This window comes from Pseudomonas sp. NFIX28 (assembly GCF_900107395.1).
In the GTDB taxonomy this organism is placed as follows: Bacteria; Pseudomonadota; Gammaproteobacteria; order Pseudomonadales; family Pseudomonadaceae; genus Aquipseudomonas.
On record NZ_FNPW01000011.1, the window covers coordinates 20,017 to 42,780 of the forward strand.

Consider the following 22,764-nt stretch of genomic DNA (forward strand, 5'->3'; position numbering starts at 1 on the left):
GAGAAACGTCATGGCTTCTGTGAACGCCTCCCACGACGACGATGACGACGCGGCAGTGGACAGCATCAACATCACGCCCCTGGTGGATGTGCTGATGGTGGTGCTGGTGATGTTCATCCTCACCGCCACCGCCCAGGTCTCCGGGATCCAGATCAACCTGCCCAAGGCCAGCGCCTCGGTGTCGCTGTCGGAGGCCAAGACCAAGGCGATCTCGGTCAACGACGGCGGCCAGGTGTTCCTCGACGCCTACCCGGTCACATTGCCCGAGCTGGAAGAACGCCTGCGCATGGAGAAGGCCCTGAACCCGGACTTCCCGGTGATCGTGCGCGGCGACGCCACGGTGCAGTACCAGAAGGTCATCGAAGTCCTGGACCTGCTGCGCCGGCTGGAGTTGTCCCAGGTCGGGCTGGTCACCGGCAAACCGAGCCAGGGCTGAATCATGACTGCACAGCAACCGATCGCACCATCACCAATCCAGCTGCCGCCAGTGAAGAACCGCACGGCGCCGCGCCTGCTCAAGTGGGGCGCGGGGCTGCTGCTGGGCGCCGTTGCCGCCTGGCTGCTCTGGCAGTGGGCCAATGACATGAGCGGGGTGCGTCGCGAAGCGCCGAAGGTGCCGACCATCATCCCGCTGCCGCCACCACCGCCACCGCCGCCGGAACCTCCCAAGGAGCCGGAGCCGCAGGTCGAGGAGAAGGTGCCCGAGCCGGAACCGACCCCGGAGCCGGAGCAGGTCAAGCCCGAGGAAGAGGCACCGCCGTCGCCGGTGGACGATCTGGCCAACCCGATGCAGATGGACGGCGAGGCCCAGGCCGGCAGCGACGCCTTCAACATCGGCGCCGGCAAGGGCGGCGGCATGGCCGGTTCCGGCGGCGGGCGCCTGGGCAACGGCACCTACAGCCAGTTCCTGGCTTTCACCTTCCAGCGTGTGCTGCGGGAAAACCCGGAGCTGCGCAACCAGGCCTTTTCGCTGCAAACCGACGTCTGGCTGAGCGCCGTCGGCGAGATCACCCGGGTCGAGCTGGTCAAGTCCAGCGGCAACCCGCACATCGACACCCAGGTGCTGGCCGCCTTGCGCGGCGCACCGGCCCTGACGGAACGGCCTCCGGCCTCCCTGACCCTGCCTGTACGCCTGTCCCTGCAGGGGCGGCGTCCGGGTTAACCGAACGACTGATGCAAGTTTTGCCAAAAGGAGCTGTGTGCAAATGATTTCCAACGTGAATCGATTGTCCCTGGCGATCGGCATGGTCATCGCGACCCTGGTGGGACCGGTAGCGGCCGCGCCCGCTGCGCCCTCGGAAAACGCCACGATCAATCTGATCCGTTTGCTGGTGCAGCAGGGCGTGCTGAAACAGGCACAGGCCGACGGCCTGATCGCCCAGGCCGAGCGCGAAGCGCAGCAGGCGCGCCAGGCCAACACCACGGTGGCCGCGGGGCCGGCGGCGACGCCGGGAGATGTGCGGGTGCAATACGTGCCGGCGATCGTCCGCGATCAGATCCGCGACCAGGTCAAGGCCGAGGTCATGGCCACCGCCAAGCAGGAAAACTGGGCCCAGCCCAATACCTTCCCGGACTGGGTGTCGCGCATCAGCTTCGACGGCGACATTCGCCTGCGTAACGAATCGCGCTACTACTCGGGCAGCAACAGCAACGAAATCGTCGACTTCGCCAAGCTCAACGACAAGGGCCCGTACGACGTCAACCCCAACACCAGCTCCAGCCTGCCGCCCTTGCTCAACACCCGCGAGGACCGCGAAAACCTGTTCCGCCTGCGCGCCCGGCTGGGCATGAAGGCGCAGATCGCCCCCGACTGGAGCGCCGGCATCCGCATCGGCACCGGCTCGGACGACAACCCGGTGTCCACCACCCAGACCCTGGGCGGCGGTTTCGGCAAGAAGGACATCTGGCTCGACCAGGGCTACCTGACCTGGAACGCCACCGACGAGCTGACTCTGACCGGCGGACGGATCGCCAACCCGTTCTTCTCCACCGACCTGCTGTATTCCAACGATCTGAATTTCGACGGCGTGGCGGCGATCTTCAACCACAAGCTCAATCGTGACTGGAGCCTGTTCGGTACCGTCGGCGCGTTCCCGGTGGAGTACACCGACGACACCTCCACCAGCAACGGCTTCGACAAGGAAGACAGCGACAACAAATGGCTGTACGGCGCGCAGATCGGCGCCAACTGGGCGATCAACAGCAACCACCGGCTCAAGGGCGCGCTGGCCTACTACCGCTTCGACGACATCGAAGGCCAACGCTCCAGCGCCTGCGAACCCTGGGCCGGGGCGCCGGGCTGCGACACCGACGACACGCGCGCGGCCTTCATGCAGAAGGGCAACAGTGTGTTCCTGCTGCGCGACATCACGCCCAACCCGCTCAACCCGGCCGCCACCGCGCAGCCGCAATTCGTCGGCCTGGCCTCGGAGTTCAACCTGCTGGACCTGAACCTGGTGTGGGACGCCGACCTGCCGCAGGACTTCAAGCTGCGTAGCCAGGCCAACTACGTGCACAACCTGGGCTACGACGAAGGCGAGATGCGCAAGCGTTCCGAGGGCCAGATCGTCAACAACCTGGATAGCAACGGCGAGCTGGAAAGCGGCGCCAATGCCTGGATGGTGCAGTTCACCCTGGGCAACAGCCTGGAGCTGGCCAAGCAGGGCGACTGGAACCTGTTCGCCGGCTACAAGTACATCCAGCCCGATGCGCTGCCCGACGGTTTCAACGATTCCTCGTTCCACCTCGGCGGCACCAACGCCAAGGGCTATTTCCTCGGCGGCAACTACGGCCTGGCCAAGAACGTCTTCGCCACCGGCCGCTGGCTGAGTTCCGAGGCGGTATACGGTGCGCCGTTCGACATCGATGTCTTGCAGCTTGAAATCAACACGCGCTTCTAGGGCGCAGGGATGGATCGCATGAATAACTTGATGAACACGCGAGCCAGGGCAGGGCGCTGCCTGTTGTTGACCCTCGGCGTGCTGCTGGCCGGCGAGGCCGGCGCCGAAGGCATGGAGGAGCGCCTGCGCACCCAGTTGCGCAGCACCACCCAGCAGTTGCAGGCCCTGCAGAGCGAACAGGCGCAGGCCAGCGCGGCGCGCATCGCCGCCGAGAACCAGGCCAAACAGGCGCAGGCGCAGATCAAGCAACTGACCGCCGACCTGGCCAAGGCCCGCGGCGTCGCCGAGCAACTGGCCGGCCAGCAGCAGAGCCTGCACAGCCAGGCGCAGGCACAGGTGGCCGCCAGCAGCGAGCAGATCGGCAAGTTCAAGAAGGCCTACGACGAATTACTCGCCATGGCCCGGGCCAAAGAGGCCGAACGGGCCAAGCTTCAGGCGCAATTGAGCGAACGTGACACACAAGTGCAGCAATGTTCGGTCAAGAATCAGCAAATGTACGGCGTGGCCAAGGAAATCCTCGCGGCCTACGAAAAGATCGACGTCGCCGAAGTGATGAAGATCCGCCAGCCGTTCGCCGGCAGTGCCCGGGTCAAGTTCGAGGAACTGGCCCAGGGCTTTGGCGACGATTTGTACAAGACCCAGTTCGATGCCCCCCGGGCAGCGAGCGCTCACTGAATATCAGGGAAGAACCGAGCATGACTGAACAAGCGCAACTGATTGCCAGCGTCACCCCGCAGAGCCTCACCGAACTGCTGCAAGGCGCCGGCTACCGCGTCAACCAGACCGACCAGAACGGCATCGTGCAACTGCTCAGCGCCAGCCAGGGCATCGGCTATGCGGTGCGTTTCGGCAACGCAGCGGGGGCTGAAACGCGCAGCTACGTGGACTTCACCTTCAGCTGCGCGCTGCGGGTCCAGGGCGACTTGCCGGCGGGCCTGGCCGAGCTGTGGAATGCCTCGCGGCGCTTTGCCCGGCTGTCGGTGCAGGGCGAGTTCCTGGTAATGGAAATGGACGTGCTGGTGGCCGGCGTCAGCCACGATCACCTGCGCAGCCAGCTGGAACTGTGGGACCGGCTGTTGCAGGAGTTCATCGTCTACCTGCGCGACTACAGCCAGCACGCCGCGCGCCTGCAGGCCCAGGCCGATGCGCCTGGAACAGCGCCCGAAGCAACGCCTGGATCGATAGCCGAGACAGCGCCCGAGGCCACCGCCGAGGTGCCCGCGCCGTGAAAAAGCCAAGCCTGGTGGTCGGCGCCGGGGCGCTGGCCTTGGTGGCGCTGGCGGTGTGGTTGGGCGTGCGCCCAGGCAGCGACCCGGTGGCGGCGCAACAGCCCGTGGCGGCGGCCGCCAGCGCGCTCGACAATAGCCCCGCCGACGCCGGCCCGGCAGTGGCGCGCCTGGGTAACCAGCAGGTGGCGCCGCAGGAGCTCAAGGCGCTGTTTGCCGCGTTGCCCGAGCAGGCCCGCGAGCAGTTGCGCGGCAATCGCCCGGCCCTGGAAAGCTGGATTCGCACGCGCCTGGCGGAAAAGGCCGTGCTCGAACAGGCCGATGCCCAGGGCTGGCGCCAGCGTCCGGACGTGGCCTTGCAGACCCGGGTGGCCACGGAGCAGATCGTCTTTCGCGACTACTTGCGCTCGGTCAGCCAGGTGCCGGACGGCTACCCGAGCGAGGCCGAATTGCAGCAGGCCTATGACGCCGGCAAGGCGCAGTGGCAGACCCCGGCCTTGTACCGGGTCAGCCAGATCTTCCTCGCGGTGAACGACCCGCAGGCGCTCGAGGCGACGCGCAAGCAGGCCCAGGAACTGAGCAAGAAAGCCCAGGCCGCCCCCGGCGAATTCGCCGCCCTGGCCAGCCAGTATTCCCAGGACCCCGACAGCGCCCGGCGTGGCGGCGACGCCGGTTTGCAGCCGTTGCAGCAACTGCTGCCCGAGGTGCGCGGCGCGGTGGCGCGCTTGAAGGTCGGCGCGGTGTCGGATGCGCTGCAAAGCCCGGCGGGGTTTCATGTGCTCAAGCTGACCGAGCAGCAGCCGGCCCGCACCGCGACCCTGGACGAGTTGCGCGAGCGCCTGACCCAGGCCCTGCGGGCCCAGCGCCAGGAACAGATCGCCAAGGCTTACCTGGAAGGCATGCTCGACACCGCGACCCTGAGCATCGACGGCGCGCAGTTGAACAAGGTGCTGGAGGAGAAGCTGTAAGTGCGGCGGTGGGATTGATACCGCTTTCGCGAGCAAGCTTCGCTCCTACAGGTTCAATGCCGTCCATGTAGGAGCGAAGCTTGCTCGCGATAGACGGCAACGCCGTCCAACCCGCTACAAACAACGTGCAATGGATGCAATCACCCACATGACAGGGAGTCACTCATGTCTTTTCTGGAACCCGCCCCGATCTCCGGCATCACCCCCTACATCGCTGCGGCCGAGCCTCGCGAAGCCTGGCTGGCGCTGGCCGCCGGGATCGAGCCGGAGCTGGCGCAGTATTTCCTGGTCACCGCCCGTTGCGGCTGCTTCATGCAGGCCGCGCGCAGCCTGAATATCAAGTCGACGCTGCTGCGCAAACAGCTGGCGCAACTGGAGGAGCAGTTGCGCCGCTCGCTGTTCAGCTTCCAGGGCAGCGCCCTGAGCCTCAGCCGCGAAGGCCAGCAGCTCAAGGCGCAGTTGGTCGCCCTGGCCCACGAACGCACGCTGCCCGTGCTCGAACAGCCGCTGATTCGCCTGGCGGTGGCCGAGTCGATCCTGCATGACATTCTCGGTCGCGACCTGATTTCCCTGCTAAGGCGCAACGCCAGCGTGCGCCTGGAAATCATCTCCATCGACAGCGAATTGTCGTTGCGGGCGCTGACCGCCGACGTAGTGGTGTGGCTGGGCGGAGTCGACTCGCCGACGCCCGGGCCGAGTTTCGTCACCCGCCAGCCGCAGCCGCTGGTGCGCCTGGACTACCTGCCGCATATCGCCAAACGTTACTCGCGGGTCGCCGCGCGCCCGGACAGCCTCGACGACCTGGCCGACTACATGCTGGTGCAATGGCAGCAGGACCGCGAAGTCGAGCCGCTGCGGCCGTGGAACCAATTGGTGGAGCAACGCCTGGCCGGCGTGGTGCAGGTGCATTCCTACGAGCTGATGCTGGAGATGATCCGCTGCAGCGCCTGCATCGGCTTGTTGCCCCATTACATGAGCCGCTTCGACCGCGGCCTGACGGCACTGCCCGGGCTGTTCGACGAGGCCATGCCGCGCCAGGTGTGGATGGCGGTGAACGCCGAAGTGGAGCACGACGCCGAAGTGCAACAGCTGGTCGACCTGATCCTCAACACCTTCCGGGAACGCAGCGAGTGGTTCGACTTCGACCCCCCCCTCCGTAGGAGCGAAGCTTGCTCGCGATAACGTCCTGCCTGACACACCGCGATACCCGCATCGCCAACAAGCTGGCTCCTACGGCGGGAACGGGCCGGGCGCCTTGCGCGGCTCTCGCCATCCGCGCTTCTGGCGCTCTACACTCGACGGTCCTATCGCATAACCAAGGAAGACTTATGCCCGCAGAGACCCCCACCATCGTCATCGAACGCTTCAGCGAAGCCCATGTGCCGGGCATCACCGCGCTGTACAACGACCCCGCGGTCGCCCGCCAGGTGCTGCAGATGCCGTTTCAGTCCGCCGAGGTCTGGCGCAATCGCCTGGCGCCGAGCAATGAACGACTGGTGGCCCTGGTGGCGCTGCATCAGGGCGCGGTGATCGGCAGTTGCAGCATCGAGCAGTTCTCGCGCATCCGCCGCGCCCACTGCGGCAGCGTCGGCATGGGGGTAGCGCTGGAATGGCAGGGCCAGGGCGTCGGCAGCCGGCTGTTGGCCGCGGTGCTGGACGTGGCGGACAACTGGATGAACCTGCAACGGGTGGAACTGACGGTGTTCGCCGACAACGAAGCCGCCCTGGGCCTGTACCGCAAGTTCGGTTTCGAAAGCGAAGGCCGGCTGCGCGACTACGCGGTGCGCGACGGCCAGTACGTCGACGTCCTGAGCATGGCGCGCCTGCGCCGCGCCCTCGCTACCTGACGTCTACCTAACCGCCACCGGCCCCCGTAGCCGCTGCCAAGCGCCAGCGAGGCTGCGACAGGTCCGCAGGACCTCAGCGATCTTGAGAGCGCCGCGCCCGCTCCGGGCGATCGCAGCCTCGCCAGGGCTCGGCAGCGGCTACAGGCTTGCGGATGGCCGATGATCTTCGATCAGCCATGCCGCGCGTCCTCCAGGGCAAACGCCACCGCCGCCCGCGCATGCAGTTCGGTGGTGTCCAGCAGCGGCAGGGGGCTGTGCTCGGGCTTGAGCAGCAGGCCGATCTCGGTGCAGCCAAGGATGATGGCCTGGGCTCCGTGGTCCATCAGGGCCTGGATCACCTGCTGGTAGCGCTGGCGCGAGGCGTCGCTGATGACACCCACGCACAGCTCGTCGTAGATGATCCGGTGCACGGCCTGGCGGTCCACGGCGTCCGGCACCAGCACCTTGAGGCCATGACCGATGAGGCGTTGCTTGAGGAAATCCTCCTCCATGGTGAAAGCCGTGCCCAGCAGGCCGACATTCAGGGCGCCGGCCTCGAGGGCCGCCGTGGCGGTCGGGTCGGCGATATGCAGGAAAGGCACCGACAGCACGGCCTGAATCTGCTCGGCGAGTTTGTGCATGGTGTTGGTACAAAGCACCACGCACTCGGCACCGCCGGCCTCCAGGCGCCGCGCCGCATCCACCAGGATGTCGGCGGCGAGGTCCCAGCGCCCGGCGTGCTGGGCCTGTTCGACAGGCCCGAAGTCGACGCTGTACATTAGCAGCCGCGCCGAGCGCAGCGGCCCGAGTCGGTCCCGTACCTGCTGGTTGATAAGGCGGTAATACTCGGCGCTGGACTCCCAGCTCATGCCGCCGATAAGGCCGATGGTGCGCATACGCAGCTCCTGTTGCTGACAAACCTGAGTGTCGAGAGTGTCCCGTGACACAGCCCAGCGATCTATCAAGAAATTTCATGCCCGCCGTATCAAGCAGCAAGGTTCTGAGCCGCGAGTTGCTGGGCGGTACGCTCGGCCTGCAATTGCTGCCGCGCGCGGCCTACAGTGCGCGCGATCCGCTGCAGTGGCAAAGCCTTGGCGTGAGCCTGGAGCGCCAACGGGGCGTGCATGCCATCGGCAGCGACCGGCGCGAGGATTTCGACAGCTGGCCGGGAACCCTGGCCTTGACCCCGGCCGGCGTCGAGGTGTTTTCCGAGTCGCCCCACGGCGGTGAATACGTGTTGCTGCGCTGGCTGGCCGATCCCCAGGCCCAGGGCATCGCCCGCGGTTCGCAGCGTTTGCAGCTGCCCGGGCAGGCCAGGGCCCTGGCGCTGGGGCGGCAGGCGCGGCGGTTGTTGCTGGAACCGGCCGGCGATCAGTTGGCCCTGGAAGAATGCGCCTTGCAGTTCGCCGGCCTGGCCGCCTTCGACAAGCCGCCGACCAAGGCGCCGCGGCGAGCCGAGTTCAGCCGGGTGCTGACGCTGATCGACGAGCAATACGCCGAGCCCTTGTCGCTCACTGAATTGGCGGCTTGCACCGGACGCAACGAATTGGGTTTCCTGCGCGAGTTCACCCGCGCCATCGGCATGACGCCCCATGCCTGGCTGGTCGAAGTCCGGGTGCAGGCGGCGCGCCGGCTGATCGAACGCAGCGACCTGCCACTCGCCGTCATCGCCCTGGAAACCGGCTTCGCCCACCAGTCCCACATGGGCAGCGCCTTTCGCAAGATTTTCGGCCTGACTCCGAGCCAGTACCGCGCAGGTTTTTAGTCATACGCCATACCCCCCAATCTGCCATGCTCAAGATCCGCAACCGCGGGCTCTCGAAGAGGCATGAACATGGACGACGTACGGCAACTGGGCGAGATGCTTCGGCACTATGCAGAAAGCGAAGCACACAAGAAACAGCTGTTCGAAAGCCAGAAGGTGGTCTGGGCGAGCCGTATCACTGAGCTTTTCGAACATATCCAGCAGTGGCTGGCACCGGTGCTGATGCCGGACCTGCTGGCCTTGAATCGCGAACCCTACTTGGCCTTCAGCCCCAGCGTCCCGGTGAAAACTTCGACCTTCAAGACCGAGAAACTGACCATCGTCATCGTCGGCAAACCGGTGGAGTTCGTACCCGATGTGATGGGCGCCGCCGGGCAGATTTCCCTGGCGGTCATGGGCCTGACCGCCGCGCGTTACGGCAGCGTGTCCTTGGCGGGCTTAGCCGACGGCAGTTGGCAATGGCGCCAGGCCAACGGCCTGAAGGAGTCCGACGTCTTTACCTTCGACGGCGACTTCCTGGCGTCGCAGTTGCAGGTGCTGATCCCCCGGGAGCGTGGGTGAGGGCCCGGGATCAGGGCTGTGCAGCTTCCAGCACCTTGAGTTGATAGGTCCTCTGTGCTTCCTGCCCTGTGCATTGAGTACCGTAGCTGCTGGCATACGCGTTGATGGTATAGGTGCCCGGTGTCAGCGGTTTGCCGGTGATCAGCGCGTAGTGGGTTCTTTTCTGGTAACTCAGCTCCAGCCCCTCGGGTAACGGGTGGTCGGGATGAATATAAAAACCGGTGAGCGGTGTATCGGCGCCCACTACCTCCAGCTTGACGCTGAACGGTTGGCCGGCGACGGCGATGGGCAGTGTCTCTGGCTGCATCGTGAGATCCGGGCGGGTATAGCAGCCCGGAAGAAATCCCAGCCCACAACCGCTGAGCATGAGTGAAAGACCAATAGATGAAATCAGTGCGCGCTTCATGGGAGTTTCCTGGGAGCTGTTCAAGGGATCTTGCTGAACACAAGGCCGCCGTATATGTATTTGAGAATGGTCTGCAGGGTCGATCCCGCTGGGATCTGATGCAATAACTCACCCCAGGAAAAGATCATCGAGGAACTGATGGTGTCACTGGGTGCCGTGGTCGGGGTGATGGGGCCGGATAAGGTTTTCGCTGGTTGCTCCCAGGTCACCCAGTGGTTTTTCATTTGCCCTGCATTGGCTGCCAGCATCCCCGCACCGATAAGGGTCGCCATATGAGTGCCGGGGCGGATGTACTGGAACAGTTCGCTCAACTGATCCTGGTTTATATGGGACGAGAACTGGATGTTGTCGAAAAGAATCTCGGCTCCCGCTTGTTTGAACCATTTTCTGAGCCCGGCGGGCAGGGTGATCCCGGAGAACATGTCATCCGGCTCGTCATAGGCGAACAGCAGGTTTTCACTGTCACGCAAGCAGGCCAGGGTGATCCAGTCGATAGCCCAAATGCGGTCGCCTTCTGTGCCACGGCTGAAGTTTTTCGGATTGCAGGCGCCGTGGCTCGGCTTGATGTGCAACTGCCCGATGGTGGTTTCACCCGTTTCCCATAGCTCGGTGATGGCTTTTGCGTACAGGTCGGGACGGTCCATCAGCAAGGCATAGAAGAAGGTGGCCGGACCGCAGAGGCTGGTGTCTTTCTGGTCGGGGTAGGGGCTGATTGGATGAAAGCGTTTCAGGCTGCCGCCTTGCGCCTTTGCCAGGCGAGCCTCGATCTGCTCGTGAATCTTGCTCTTCTCGAACGGGTCTCGCGGGGTGCCCATGGGGTGAGCCTGATCGTTGAAGATCCGCTCCTTCATAGGCGCCGCTTGAAAGTCGTCGAGAATTTTTGCTGCCGCCGCCCGCGGATCAGCGACGACCGTCGGGATGGTCGGAGCCAGTGCCGCCACGGTTGGCGCGCCAGCCAGCGCTGCGGCCTGTGGGGCAGCGGCAGGCACTAGGGCCGCTGGGGCCGCCGCCAGATTCGGCATCGCCGACACCGCGCTGACCGGCGCCGCTGTAACGGTATCGCCAATGATCACACTGCCCGAACCGCCGACGATAATGCTGCCGTGGCTACCGATACTGCTCTGTACCGCTGCATTACGGCCATTGATGAAGACCGTTGCCGACACCCCACCGACGATCGCCGCGCCGCAGGCACTCTGATCGTCGCGCCGGGCTGCGGCCAGGCCGTCGAACAGGACATCGGGGGAGCCGCTGACGATGGGGTTGGTGCCATGGCCCGGCATCGGGCAGGAGGTCGGGTCGGTTACCCGGGCTGCTGGTTTTCCGCTCATTTTCGAAACGTCCGTGTTTAGTCAGCGGCGAAGACTAAGCGAAACCCCCGGCCGCTGGCCAATCGGTTGTCCTTGGTGCGCAGTGGCGATCAGGCCGCGAGGCGGGGTCAGACCTCCATATTGCCCCAGCCGGGCCTGGCGGTTTGCGGTTCCGGCGCCACGGCGTTGATTTTCTTGCCGGTGACGCGTTCCACCCGGCGCGCCACGTCCGGGTCGTCGGCGAAGGGGATCAGGCTGGCGTCGTCGAGGCTCTTGGCCGATTGATGGCGCAGGCAGTAGCCGATGCTGAGGTAGAGGAAAGTCACGCCGAGCAGGTCAAGGGCGAATTCGATCATCGGGGGCTCGCTGTGCTGCAAGGTGGGGAGGGGGACGCGGGCCAGGTGTGGTCCGCGTCGCAGGCGATCAGGCGATCTGGGCTTCGCTCTCGGCGAGGCGCGGGTCGGCCACGCGCACGGTGCGCCAGGTGTTGTAGGCCATCAGCAGCATGCCGCTGAGGAAGAACACGCCACCGGCGAAGCGCACGATAAAGCCCGGGTGGCTGGCCTGCAGGGCTTCGACGAAGGAGTAGGTGAGGGTGCCGTCGTCGTTGATGGCGCGCCACATCAGGCCCTGGGTAATGCCGTTGACCCACATCGAGGCGATGTAGAGCACCGTGCCAATGGTCGCCAGCCAGAAGTGCAGGTTGATCAGCGGGATGCTGTGCATCTGCTCGCGACCGAACACCTTGGGCACCATGTGGTAGGTGGCGCCGAAGGTAATCATCGCCACCCAGCCGAGGGCGCCGGCGTGCACGTGGCCGATGGTCCAGTCGGTGTAGTGGGAGAGGGCGTTGACGGTCTTGATCGCCATCATCGGACCTTCGAAGGTCGACATGCCGTAGAACGCCAGGGACAGCACCAGGAAGCGCAGGATCGGGTCGGTGCGCAATTTATGCCAGGCGCCCGAGAGGGTCATCATGCCGTTGATCATGCCGCCCCAGCTCGGTGCCAAAAGGATCAGAGACATGGCCATGCCCAGCGATTGCGCCCAGTCCGGCAGCGCGGTGTAGTGCAGATGGTGCGGGCCGGCCCAGATGTACAGGGTGATCAGCGCCCAGAAGTGCACGATGGACAGGCGATAGGAATACACCGGACGCCCGACCTGCTTGGGCACGAAGTAATACATCATTCCCAGGAAACCGGTGGTCAGGAAGAAGCCCACGGCGTTGTGCCCGTACCACCACTGGACCATGGCGTCAGTGGCGCCGGAATACACCGGGTAGGATTTGAACCAGTCCACCGGGATCGACAGGTGATTGACCACGTGCAGCATGGCGATCACCAGGATAAAGGCGCCGAAGAACCAGTTGCCGACGTAGATGTGTTTGGTCTTGCGCTGCACCACGGTGGTGAAGAACACGATGGCATAGGCGACCCAGACCACGGCCATCCACACCGCGCCGGAGAATTCGATTTCCGCGTATTCCTTGGTGGTGGTGTAGCCCAGCGGCAGGGTGACCAGCATGATCACGATCACCGACTGCCAGCCCCAGAAGGTGAAGGCGGCGAGCTTGTCGGAATACAGCCGCACCTGGCAGGTGCGCTGTACCGCGTAGTAGCTGGCGGCGAACTGTGCGCTGCCGGCGAAGCCGAAAATCACCAGGCTGGTGTGCAGCGGGCGCAGGCGGCCGAAGCTGGTCCAGGGCAGGTCGAGGTTCATTTCCGGCCAGACCAGCTGGGAGGCGATCCACACCCCCATGGCCATGCCAATCACGCCCCAGACCACGGTGGCGATGACGAATTGGCGCACCACCTTGTAGTTGTAGGCCGGTTCCATTGTTGCTGTGCTCATGGTCAATGCTTCCACGGTTGCAAAGGCTTGCCAGGCCACCCGGCCTGGCATGCCGTGCACTGTAGAAAGCACGGGCGAAACAAAACAGACTCAGAAAAAACACATAAATACGGATCAGATTGGTCGCCTGCCGGTGCTGGTCCGCGACCTGCTGATACGGTTTTTTAGTGGTTACCTGAATCTGTAACGTCCTGAGCTGCAAGTGCATAGTCACCGCCACACCAAAACCCCCGGATCACCCCTGGAATGCATATCCCCGTGGCCACCGTGGCCCTGTAGCCGCTGCCGAGCGCAGCGAGGCAGCGATCGAGTTGGGCGGCATCCCGACGTAGCGCTCGCAATCCAGGCTATGCGGTCTGGCAGATAGAACGCGTGTGCCGGTCTTGCGGCTGCCTTGCAGCCGATCGCAGCCTCGCTGCGCTCGGCAGCGGCTACGGGCTTAGAGGGTTATGGCGGCCAGGGGCGGGATCGGGGTCAGCATTGATGAGGCCGTGACATGTATCAGTATGACGAGTACGACCGAGCCCTGGTCTTTGAACGGGTGGCGCAGTTTCGCGATCAGGTCGGGCGTTTCATGGCGGGCGAGCTGAGCGAAGAAGAGTTCCTGCCGCTGCGCCTGCAGAACGGCCTGTATATGCAGAAACACGCCTACATGCTGCGGGTGGCCATTCCCTACGGCACCCTCAGTGCACGGCAGATGCGCACCCTGGCCAGCATCGCCCGCGACTACGACCGCGGCTATGGCCACTTCACCACCCGGCAGAACATGCAGTTCAACTGGATCGAGCTGGCCCAGGTGCCGGACATCCTCGAACGCCTGGCCGGGGTCGAGATGCATGCGATCCAGACCTCCGGCAACTGCGTGCGCAACATCACCACCGAAGCCTTCGCCGGGGTGGCCGCCGACGAACTGATGGACCCGCGGCCCCTGGCGGAGATCCTGCGCCAATGGTCGACCATCAACCCGGAATTCCTGTTCCTGCCACGCAAGTTCAAGATCGCCATCTGCTCGGCCCACCAGGATCGGGCGGCGATCATGATGCATGACATCGGCCTGTACCTGTACCGCGACGCGCGCGGGCAGATGCTGCTGCGGGTGATGGTCGGTGGCGGCCTGGGGCGCACGCCGATCCTCAGCCAGCAGATTCGCGACGGCCTGCCGTGGCAGCACCTGCTGTCTTATGTCGAGGCGGTGTTGCGGGTCTATAACCGCCACGGCCGGCGCGACAACAAGTACAAGGCGCGGATCAAGATCCTGGTCAAGGCCCTGGGCATCGAGGCCTTCGCCAAAGAGGTCGAGGAGGAGTGGCAGCACCTCAAGGACGGCCCGGCGCAACTGACCGAGGCCGAATACCAGCGGGTCGCCAGCGCCTTCGTACCGCCGCTCTACGAGCGCCAGCCGGCCACCGATCTCGACTACGGCAGCCGCCTGGCCGAGGAGCCAGCCTTCGAGCGCTGGGTCACGCATAACGTCCAGCCGCACAAGGTGCCGGGCTATGCCAGCGTGGTGCTGTCGACCAAGCCCGGCAGCGCCTCGCCGCCCGGAGATGTGACGGCGGCGCAGATGGAGGCGGTGGCCGATTGGTCCGAGGCCTTCGGTTTTGGCGAAATCCGCATCGCCCACGAACAGAACATCGTCCTGCCGGACGTGCCCAAGGCGGCGCTCCATAGGCTGTGGCGGCTGGCCGGCGAGCAGGGCCTGGGCAGCGCCAACGTCGGCCTGCTGACCGATATCATCGCTTGCCCCGGCGGTGACTTCTGCGCCCTGGCCAATGCCAAGTCGATCCCCATCGCCCAGGCGATCCAGGCGCGTTTCGACAATCTCGATTACCTGCACGACCTGGGCGACATCAGCCTGAATATCTCCGGCTGCATGAACGCCTGCGGCCATCACCACATCGGCAATATCGGCATCCTTGGCGTCGATAAGAACGGCAGCGAGTGGTACCAGATCACCCTCGGCGGTGCCCAGGGCAAGCACAGCGCGCTGGGCAAGGTCATCGGCCCGTCGTTCAGCGCCGAGGAGGTGCCGCAGGTGATCGAACGCATCATCGCGACGTTCGTGCGTTATCGGGAAAGCGAAGAGCCGTTCGTCCAGACCGTGCAGCGCATCGGCCTGGAGCCATTCAAGGAGTGGGTCTATCCGAAAGTGCTGGAGGCGCAGCCATGAATCACAAGCGCGACGGTGAACCACAAGGCGCAGCCATGAACCAGGAAATCAACCCATGAACAATCTGTTGCGCTTGCAGGATGGCCAGGCGGGGCGAGTCGAAGACGATCCCTGGAGCCTGGTACGTGAAGTGGACGGCCCGCTGCCCGCAGGGCCGCTGATCCTGCCGCTGGCTCGCTGGCTGATCCGCCGCATCGAGCACGAGCCGGCGCGGGACGGGGTCTGGCTGGGCCCGGACGATGATGTGGAAAGCCTGCGGCCCTGGCTCAAGCTGATCCCGCTGATTGCCCTGGACTTCCCCAGCTTCCGCGACGGTCGCGCCTACAGCCAGGCCTACCTGCTGCGCACCCGCCTGGGCTGGATGGGCGAATTGCGCGCGGTGGGCGATGTGCTGCGCGACCAGCTTAGCCATATGCGCCAATGCGGCTTCGACAGCTTCGCCATCCGCGAAGACAAATGCGCCAACGACGCTCTCAAGGGGCTGGCCGGCATGAGCGTGCTCTACGGGCGCTCGGCGATCGAGCCGAGGCCGCTGTTCCGGCGCCGCTGAGCCGGGCCGGCGGCGGGGCTCGCCCGTGCGCGCCGCGGCTTGCGTGGCGGTGCCGGAACAGCGGCTGTTGCGACAAACGGACATTTGTCCTTGGGTCGATGGTGGCACTTTGGTAAAGTCCCGGCTCTCAAGAAGGGGCCAGGGATTGGCGTCCGGCGATCAGCCGCAGGCGTGCCTGGCATGGGTCATCCATGGAAGAGAGTCGCGGCTGTGAGCGTTGCTAAAAAAATACTCGGGTTGTTTTCGTTGTTGCTGATCCTGGCCTTGTGGGTCGGTTACTTCTATGTGTACCAGGATGCCCGCAGCGGGCGCCTGGGCGACACCTTCGACAGCTATGGCTTGTGTGGCAACACCTCGAGCGATCCGCTCAATTACTTCAAGCGCGACCATCTGGTGCTCAAGGTCACCAACGACACCCGGGGCGATTTCAAGGTGTCGGGGATGGTCAACGTTTCCGAGCGCACCTATAACCGCTACGAACTGGGCCGCTATCCGCTGAAGTTGCGCCTGGAACCGCTGCAGTCGTCCTACAGCATGCCGCCGTCATATTTTGAAGAGGTCAAGGTCAAGCCCTTGAACCGCAACTTCAACTCGCCGCACAAGAATGCCTACGCCGACCTGGAAAGCCGCTCGATCCGGGTGATCGGCGAGGCCAGCCGGTTTCCCTTCGACGTGTACCGTTATGGCTACAAGCCGGTGTTGTACATCCTCAAGGGCAATGAACAGGTCGACCTGCCGTTCAAGCGCATCGTCACGCAGATGAACCTGTCCAACACGTTCACCCCGACCCGGCTGTACAACCCGGCGGACTATATCGCCGAGCGGAACAGCCTGGTCCAGCCCGGCGACTATCCCGCCTATGGCGCCAGTGAATGCGCCTTCAGCATCGAGCGCAAAAGCTCGTTCAAGGTCATCGTGCTGCTGTTGTTGCTGGTGGTCTGCCTGCCGCTGCTGATGGTGCTGTACCGCGACGAGCCAACCATCGATTTTCTCGCCACGCTGCTGGCGGTGGCGGCGGTCCGGGTGTTCCTGGTCGGGCCGCTGCAGGACTACCAGCTATACGGCATCGACTTTGTGTTTGGCGCCGTGATCATCCTGGTCGGCACGCTGTCGCTGCTCAAGGCCATGCGCATCAACGCCTTGCGCGAGGCGGCGGCAAGGCGCGGAACGACCTGGTAACGGACCACGGCGAGCGGTATCGGCCGCTCGCCCGCTTCACTTCAATGCCGGGTCCTGCGGGTTGAGTTGTTTCCATCCCTGCATCAGCACCTGCGCCTTGGGCTCCTGGCCGCTCTCCAGGTAGTACTGGATCAGCGACAGTCGCGCATTGCGCTGGGTCGGCTGCCGTTTGAGCAGGGCTTCCAGTTGCGCGCAGGCCTCATCGAGTTTGCCGCTGTCATGCAGGGCCACGGCCATCACGTAGGCGTACTGACCGTTCTGTGGTTCCAGGCGCGCGGCATTGCGCAGGTACGGCATGGCTTGGGCACTCTGGCCGGCACGGATCAGTGCCAGCCCCTGGCTGTGTTGCAGCAACGCGGCCTCCGGATGTTTCTTGAGTTGCTCTTGCAGCAGGCTCTGCGCTTGCGGGCCGCGACCGTTGGCCTCCAGCCACTGCACCAGCGTCACCAGCGCCGGGAAGAAACCGGGGTCGCGCAGCAGGGCGGCGCGCAGGCTTGGTTCGACCTTGGCTGCGCGCCCGCTGGCCTGGTAGAGCATGGCCAGGTTGAGGTTGGCCTCGGCGCGTTCGGCGAGGCTCAGTTGCACTGCCTCGTATTCGCCAATGACCCGCTCCCAGCGCGCTTGAGCCGCGCCCAGGCCCGTGCGTGCGGCGCCGAGCAAGTCCCGGGCCGCGGCGATGCGCACCGCGCGGACCGGGTCGTCCAGCAACGGGCTGAGCAAGGCGCCCCGTTCCGCGGCGGGCAGCAGGGCGCTGACCGCGCGAACCGCGCTTTCGCGAATCTGCGGGGCCGGGTTACCCAGGTCGTTGCCGGCCAGCTTCAGGGCTTGCTCGCTGGGGTAGTTGGCCAACTCGCCGAGCAGGGTGGCGCGCTGGATCGCCGGCAGGTTGCTGCGCTGCAACTGTTGGTACAAGGCCTGGGCGGCGCCCGGCTGGCCGCCGCGAATCAGCCACAGGCTGTCGTCATAGCGCGGGGCCTGGGGAGCGGCGCCCGTGGTCCAGAGTTTAAATTGTTCAGTGATGCGGTCACCGGCCTTGCCCTGGTGACAAGCCAGGCAGGCATCCGGAGTCCCCAGCTTTTTCGCTCGTTCCGGGTTGGGCAGGCTGAAGCTGTGGTCATGGCGAAAGTCGTTGCCCATGTACAACTTGCCGGGCATATGGCAATCCACGCACTGCGAGCCGGGCTGGCCCATGGCGTGCCGGTGATGCTCGGGCGAGTCGTAGTTCTTCGCCAGCAGGCCCTTGTCGTCGATGCCGCCGATGGCGCTCTTGCCGGCGCTGTTGTGGCATTGCAGGCAGACACCGTTGCCCGGGGCCTTGAGTGCGGTGCTGTGGGGGTTGTGGCAATTGCTGCAACGCACGCCCTTGTCGAACATCTTGCTCTGCAGGAAGGAGCCGTGTTCGAACACCTCGTCCTGGATCTTGCCGTCCAGGGCATACAGCTCGCGGGTCAGGGTGCTGGGCAGGTAATCGTCCATCAGGCGCTGGCCCACGGTGTAGCCGTCGCCGAGCGGCGCGCGGCGGGCGTGGCAGCGGGCGCAGGTCTCGATCTCGAGCGTGGCGTCCTTGGCCTTGAGGTCGACGGCGAAGCCTTTGTGGATCAGGTCATCCTTTTTCGCGGTCCAGGCCAGATGGTTCGAGGCTGGGCCGTGGCAGGCCTGGCAGCCGACGCCGAGGCTGTTCCAGTGGCTGGCGTAGGTGTTGCTCGAGGCATCGAAATTGCGCTGGTAGCCGGTGGTGTGGCACTCGACGCACATGAAGTTGGCGTTCTGGCTGGGCTGGCTCCAGTGCAGGGGATTCTTGAAATTCACTCCCTGGCCCGGGTACAGGTGGAACCAGCGGTTTTTCTCGGTATCCCAGGCCACGCCCAGGGCTTGCAGGCGACCTTCGCCGACCTCGATCAGGTACTGCTGCAACGGCGCGATGCCGAAGGTGTAGGCGACCTTGAAGTCGGCGTTCCGGCCGTCCTTGCCCGGCGTATTGACCCAGAACTGCGAGCCCTGGCGAAAGAAACGGGTGCTTTCGCCTTCGCCCTTGAAGCGTCGGTCGTTGAAATCACCGAGCACCGTCTGTTCATTGGCGGCCTGCATGGCCAGCTGGTGATGGGAGCCTTGCCAGTCACTGGACGGCTTGCCGTGGCAGCCCTGGCATTGTTGCTCGTCCACCATTTGCGCTGGCGGGCTGGGCGCCGGGGCCTGGGCCGGTTGCCGGGCAACCGCGGGCGGCGGCGCGGGTTGCGGTAAAGACGGTGGTTTGTCGTTGCCGAGAAACAGCCAGAGGGCCACCAGCAGCGCCAGCAACAGGGTGGCGCTCAGGGGGAACAGGTAACGGTCGATGGGCGAGCGGGGCGAATCAGGTCGTGGGGTTGCGGCTTTATTCTTGGGCTTGGGCATTGCGACTTCCGTATCCAGAGGCGTGACTGCCAATACGCTTTCAGGCGGATGCAGCTTTGACGTCGGACCGGTATCTGTCAAATTTGCCACGAACTAATCTTGAACATTTTCTGAATTATCCTGTATTGGTGTACTGATTTTCCCACTATTGGCTATACCTACATTTCCTCAATCCAGTAGTGCTTCCGGATTTCTGACAGGAGTTACCCCATGAAGCTCGCATCAATGATGAGCACGCTGTGCCTGGCCTCCCTTGGGATGGTGGGTTGTTCCAGCAATATCACCCAGCCAGACGAATACTCCGGTTTCCTTAGTGACTACAGCCAGCTCAAGGAAGCCAAGTCGCCATCGGGAGTCGAGGTGATGCGCTGGGTCGATCCCAAGCTCGATGTCAAGCGATACACCGCGGCCTACATCGAACCGACGCAGTTTTATCCAAAGCCTCAGCCGACCGTAAAAATCCCGCAGAACACCCTGAACGGCATCAATGCCTATTACGACCAGGCCCTCAAGCGTGAAGTGAGCAAGTCGCTGCCGCTGGCCAACGGCCCAGGTCCCGGGGTGCTCGTGATACGCGCGGCGATCACCGCGGTCAGCAGCAAGACCGAGGGCCTCAAGCCTTATGAAATCATCCCGGTGGCCCTGGTGGCCGCGGCGGTCAGTACCGCCAGCGGGATTCGCGACCAGGAAACCACCCTGGGCACCGAAGCGCAGTTCATCGATGGCGGCAACAACAAGGTGATTGCCCAGGTGGTGCGCAAAGGCACCGGCAAGGAGCTGGAAAACAGCAGCCAGGTGATGCAGGCCTCCGATGTGAAGAATGTCATCGACGGCTGGGCCTCGGACCTGCACCAGTCCTACCTGAAACTCAAAGGCAGATAAGCCTCAAGGGGCGAGCGCCGCTGCCGGCGCTCGCCCCGTATTGCTTCATTGGCCGGTAAACCAGCGGTAGTACGGGTTGCCGCCATCCCCTCGCATCACCTCGCGGATGTACCTGCCCCAGGCTTCGCGATCTCCTTCGTAGGCATACAGGCTGGCGCGATAGAACTGCATCAGGCGTTGCTGGTGCTGGTTCAACCGGTCGTTGAAGGCCGCGTCGCTGTTGCGCAGCAGCGGCGGCTGGTAGAGGTTGAGCAAGGCCGGCAGGACCCGGGTAATTTCCTTGGCCCGCACCCAGGGCGCGTATTCGATGCGTGGCTGGTCGTCGGTGACCGGCAGGGCATCGGCGACAAAGCGCTGCAAGCCCTCGCGATCGGTGATCCAGGTGGCCAGCAGGGCTGCGGCGGAACTCACGCCGACATCCTGCAAGGCACTGCGCACGCCGTCCTGGGCGAAACGCTGGCTGATGCGCGCCACGTCCAGTTCGATCGGCTCCAGCGAACCCACCAGCAGCATCTCGTGAAATTCACTGGTCCACAGCGTGGCATAGGGAAAGACGTCGAGAAAACTGCGCACCAGCGAGCGCGAGTCATCGATATTTTGCGTCGGCAGCGGCAACCACTGCGCTACCAGGCCCTGGCGTTGCAGGCGCCGGGCCGCCAATTGGTAGAAGTCCCGCGAATACAGGTTGACCACGCCGGCGGCGGAGGGCGGCGGCGGTTCCAGGGTAATCAGGTCATAGCGCTGCGGGCTGCGCAGCAGCTCCTGGCGGCCATCGCGCAGGCGCACTTCGATCGCCGGGTCCGCCGCGGCATTGAAGTTGCCCTTGAACAGCGGCGCGGCCTTGACCACCGACGGCAGTAGCTCGGCCACTACCCGCTGCTCCAGTTCCGGGTAGCGCAACAGGGCGCCGGCGGTGATTCCGGTGCCAAACCCGATGACCAGCGCCGAACGCGGTTCGCCGTTGTGGATCAAGAGCGGCAGCAAGGCCTGGATGCGCATGTAGCGCAGCGAGGGCATGGCGTCGCCGGTGTTCGACACGCCCTGGATGTACAGGCGCTGGAAGGCCCGTTCGCCCTTGCCCTGAGTGACCACCGCCACCGTGCCGCCACGGCCTTCCTCGTAGAACGCCAGCTTGCCATCACGGGCGCCGGGCAACAGCTTGGCCAGGTGGTCCACGGGCACCAGCCCGGCCAGCGCCAGGGACAACAGGCCGATCGCGACCACCGCCTGGCGCCGGCCCTTTTTCACCCCATGGCCGCGGCGCACCGCGAGGTAGCCGATCAGCGCCGCGAGCAGCGCCAGCAAGCCGAGGGTGCGCACCAGGCCCAGCAACGGGATCAGCACAAAACCGCAGAGCGCCACGCCGACTATGCCGCCCAGGGTGTTGAAAGCCACCACCGCGCCGACATCGCGGCCGACCCGCTCGGCCCCCACGCATAAACGCAGGGCCAGGGGGAAGGCGGCGCCGAGCAACAGCGTCGGCACGAACACCTGGCTCAGGGCGGCCACGGCAAAACGTCCGCTCATGCCCAGCAGCTCGCTGCCGCCCAAGGCCAGGACCAGGGCCTCGGCCTGGGTCTGCAGGTGGATCAGCCAGCGCCCGAGCACGGCGATTTCCAGGAGCGCCAACAGCCCGGCGGCGGCAATCAGCAGGCCGAACAGGCCCCAGGGATCACGCACCCGGTCGGCCCGGCGAGCCATCAGGCCACTGCCCAGGAACAGCCCCGCCAGGTAGGTGGCCAGGACCACCGCGAAGGCGTAGGTGCGGGTGCTCATGAACGGCACGATGGATTGCGACCAGACCACTTCGTAGCCCAGCGCCACGCCGCCGGCGAGCGCATACAGCAGCATGGCCTGGCGCGCCAGCGGGGCGGCGACCTCGGCCTTGCGCGGCGCCGCCATGGGCATTGGCGCCTGGCGCAGCAGGCCGAGGGCCGCGACGGCCGCCAGCAGGTTGAGCGCGGCGGCGATCAAGGCGCTGCCGCGCACGCCAAAGGTGGCGATCAGCACAAAGGCGCTGAGCAAGGTGCCGGCGATGGCCCCGGCGGTGTTCGCCGCATACAGCCGCCCGCCGGCCCGGCCGAGTTGCCGTGGATGCGCCGACAGGGCGCGCATCAACACTGGCAGGGTGCCGCCCATCAGCATTGCGGGCAGGCCCACCAGGGCAATCGGCAGGCCCCAGGCCAGCAGGCCGAAATGTTGGCCCAGCCAGGCGAAGGCGGGCGCCGCGAGGCCCAGGCCAACCGTGGCGCCCAGGCCGAGCACGGCCACCAGCAGCTCGACGATGGCATACAGCAGCCAGGGCTTGCCCACCCGGTCGGCATAGCGCCCGACCAGCAGGCCACCCAGGGCCAGGCCGGCGAAGAAGGCACTGATCCCGGCGGTGATGGCATACACCTCGACACCCACCACCAGCGACAGCTGCTTGATCCACAGCACCTGGTAGATCAGCGCGGTGGCTCCGGAGATGAACAGCAGCAGGGCCGGGAGCAGCAACCTGGCCCCGGTGTCGGGCAAGGCGCTGGCGGTGGCCTGTCGAGTGGCGGTACGTGAGGACATGACGCTGGACCTTCTGCAAGAAAATGTGCGCAGGAAAACACGCGGCTCAAACACCTGTAGCCGCTGCCGAAGGCGGCGTCGCGACGCTGGCGATCCTGGCGGACCTGACACAGCCTTCGGCAGCGGCTACAGGACGTTGCAGGCGCGAAGCATGCTGGCGATGAAGGATAACGAGGTCGGTACAGACCACGCGTCCTTATCGCGGGCAAGCCCCGCGCCC

At 65.1% G+C, this 22,764-nt stretch carries 20 protein-coding genes and 1 pseudogene; 14 read left to right on the top strand and 7 right to left on the bottom strand.

The window, feature by feature from the left end:
* Nucleotides 1-10: 10 nt before the first annotated feature.
* The 8 genes from BLV20_RS20350 to BLV20_RS20385 all read left to right on the top strand — a co-directional run bounded on the left by BLV20_RS20350 (nucleotide 11) and on the right by BLV20_RS20385 (nucleotide 6,941).
* A complete protein-coding gene (locus BLV20_RS20350; RefSeq protein ID WP_009048781.1) occupies nucleotides 11-436 on the top strand; it encodes an ExbD/TolR family protein in 426 nt (141 codons plus the stop codon).
* A gap of 3 nt (nucleotides 437-439) precedes the next feature.
* On the top strand, nucleotides 440-1,162 hold the full coding sequence (locus BLV20_RS20355) for an energy transducer TonB (RefSeq protein ID WP_092304274.1): 723 nt from the start codon (nucleotides 440-442) through the stop codon (nucleotides 1,160-1,162).
* A gap of 43 nt (nucleotides 1,163-1,205) precedes the next feature.
* A complete protein-coding gene (locus tag BLV20_RS20360) occupies nucleotides 1,206-2,900 on the top strand; it encodes a putative porin (protein ID WP_092304275.1) in 1,695 nt (564 codons plus the stop codon).
* A gap of 30 nt (nucleotides 2,901-2,930) precedes the next feature.
* The gene (locus BLV20_RS20365) at nucleotides 2,931-3,575 is read left to right on the top strand and encodes a DNA repair protein (protein WP_092304276.1); all 645 of its coding nucleotides are present in this window, start codon (nucleotides 2,931-2,933) and stop codon (nucleotides 3,573-3,575) included.
* A 20-nt stretch (nucleotides 3,576-3,595) separates the two neighbouring features.
* Entirely contained in the window at nucleotides 3,596-4,129 is a 534-nt protein-coding gene (locus BLV20_RS20370; protein WP_092304277.1) for a YbjN domain-containing protein, read from the top strand.
* The gene (locus tag BLV20_RS20375) at nucleotides 4,126-5,094 is read left to right on the top strand and encodes a peptidylprolyl isomerase (protein ID WP_092304278.1); all 969 of its coding nucleotides are present in this window, start codon (nucleotides 4,126-4,128) and stop codon (nucleotides 5,092-5,094) included. Before BLV20_RS20370 ends, BLV20_RS20375 begins: the two co-directional genes overlap by 4 nt.
* Nucleotides 5,095-5,259: 165 nt before the next feature.
* A complete protein-coding gene (locus BLV20_RS20380; RefSeq protein ID WP_092304279.1) occupies nucleotides 5,260-6,276 on the top strand; it encodes a LysR family transcriptional regulator in 1,017 nt (338 codons plus the stop codon).
* 146 nt (nucleotides 6,277-6,422) lie between these two features.
* Nucleotides 6,423-6,941 (top strand): GNAT family N-acetyltransferase, encoded by a 519-nt coding sequence (locus BLV20_RS20385; protein ID WP_092304280.1) that lies wholly within the window; start codon nucleotides 6,423-6,425, stop codon nucleotides 6,939-6,941.
* Between the two features lie 170 nt (nucleotides 6,942-7,111).
* Here BLV20_RS20385 and BLV20_RS20390 read toward each other — a convergent pair whose 3' ends face one another.
* Nucleotides 7,112-7,816, bottom strand: a complete 705-nt coding sequence (locus tag BLV20_RS20390) for an aspartate/glutamate racemase family protein (RefSeq protein ID WP_092304281.1) — start codon at nucleotides 7,814-7,816, stop codon at nucleotides 7,112-7,114.
* 77 nt (nucleotides 7,817-7,893) lie between these two features.
* Between BLV20_RS20390 and BLV20_RS20395 the strand changes: the two genes are divergently transcribed.
* Entirely contained in the window at nucleotides 7,894-8,685 is a 792-nt protein-coding gene (locus BLV20_RS20395; RefSeq protein WP_092304282.1) for a helix-turn-helix domain-containing protein, read from the top strand.
* A 69-nt stretch (nucleotides 8,686-8,754) separates the two neighbouring features.
* Nucleotides 8,755-9,246, top strand: a complete 492-nt coding sequence (locus BLV20_RS20400; RefSeq protein ID WP_175540236.1) for a hypothetical protein — start codon at nucleotides 8,755-8,757, stop codon at nucleotides 9,244-9,246.
* A 10-nt stretch (nucleotides 9,247-9,256) separates the two neighbouring features.
* Here the strand turns inward: BLV20_RS20400 and BLV20_RS20405 are convergent, their stop codons facing one another.
* The 4 genes and pseudogenes from BLV20_RS20405 to ccoN form a co-directional block, all read right to left on the bottom strand.
* A complete protein-coding gene (locus BLV20_RS20405) occupies nucleotides 9,257-9,652 on the bottom strand; it encodes a hypothetical protein (protein WP_092304284.1) in 396 nt (131 codons plus the stop codon).
* Nucleotides 9,653-10,668: 1,016 nt separating this feature from the next.
* Nucleotides 10,669-10,983, bottom strand: a pseudogene (locus tag BLV20_RS31790) (PAAR domain-containing protein); the annotation flags it as partial.
* A 107-nt stretch (nucleotides 10,984-11,090) separates the two neighbouring features.
* Complete coding sequence (locus BLV20_RS20420) at nucleotides 11,091-11,318, bottom strand: CcoQ/FixQ family Cbb3-type cytochrome c oxidase assembly chaperone (RefSeq protein ID WP_092304285.1); 228 nt, start codon at nucleotides 11,316-11,318, stop codon at nucleotides 11,091-11,093.
* A 67-nt stretch (nucleotides 11,319-11,385) separates the two neighbouring features.
* On the bottom strand, nucleotides 11,386-12,813 hold the full coding sequence (gene ccoN / locus BLV20_RS20425; RefSeq protein WP_092304286.1) for a cytochrome-c oxidase, cbb3-type subunit I: 1,428 nt from the start codon (nucleotides 12,811-12,813) through the stop codon (nucleotides 11,386-11,388).
* Nucleotides 12,814-13,309: 496 nt separating this feature from the next.
* Here ccoN and BLV20_RS20435 point away from each other — a divergent pair, with 496 nt between their 5' ends.
* The 3 genes from BLV20_RS20435 (at nucleotide 13,310) to BLV20_RS20445 (ending at nucleotide 16,712) form a co-directional block, all read left to right on the top strand.
* The gene (locus tag BLV20_RS20435) at nucleotides 13,310-14,983 is read left to right on the top strand and encodes a nitrite/sulfite reductase (protein ID WP_092304287.1); all 1,674 of its coding nucleotides are present in this window, start codon (nucleotides 13,310-13,312) and stop codon (nucleotides 14,981-14,983) included.
* Nucleotides 14,984-15,038: 55 nt separating this feature from the next.
* Complete coding sequence (locus tag BLV20_RS20440) at nucleotides 15,039-15,533, top strand: DUF934 domain-containing protein (RefSeq protein ID WP_092304288.1); 495 nt, start codon at nucleotides 15,039-15,041, stop codon at nucleotides 15,531-15,533.
* 210 nt (nucleotides 15,534-15,743) lie between these two features.
* Nucleotides 15,744-16,712 carry a hypothetical protein gene (locus tag BLV20_RS20445; protein WP_092304289.1) on the top strand — a complete coding sequence of 323 codons (969 nt, stop codon included), beginning with the start codon at nucleotides 15,744-15,746 and terminating at the stop codon, nucleotides 16,710-16,712.
* A gap of 36 nt (nucleotides 16,713-16,748) precedes the next feature.
* Here BLV20_RS20445 and BLV20_RS20450 read toward each other — a convergent pair whose 3' ends face one another.
* Nucleotides 16,749-19,103: a tetratricopeptide repeat protein gene (locus tag BLV20_RS20450; RefSeq protein WP_092304290.1), complete on the bottom strand. Its 2,355-nt coding sequence runs from the start codon at nucleotides 19,101-19,103 to the stop codon at nucleotides 16,749-16,751.
* Between the two features lie 210 nt (nucleotides 19,104-19,313).
* Between BLV20_RS20450 and BLV20_RS20455 the strand changes: the two genes are divergently transcribed.
* Nucleotides 19,314-19,985 (top strand): DUF3313 domain-containing protein, encoded by a 672-nt coding sequence (locus BLV20_RS20455; RefSeq protein WP_092304291.1) that lies wholly within the window; start codon nucleotides 19,314-19,316, stop codon nucleotides 19,983-19,985.
* A gap of 45 nt (nucleotides 19,986-20,030) precedes the next feature.
* Here BLV20_RS20455 and BLV20_RS20460 read toward each other — a convergent pair whose 3' ends face one another.
* Entirely contained in the window at nucleotides 20,031-22,544 is a 2,514-nt protein-coding gene (locus BLV20_RS20460) for a fused MFS/spermidine synthase (protein WP_092304292.1), read from the bottom strand.
* Between the last annotated feature and the right edge of the window lie 220 nt (nucleotides 22,545-22,764).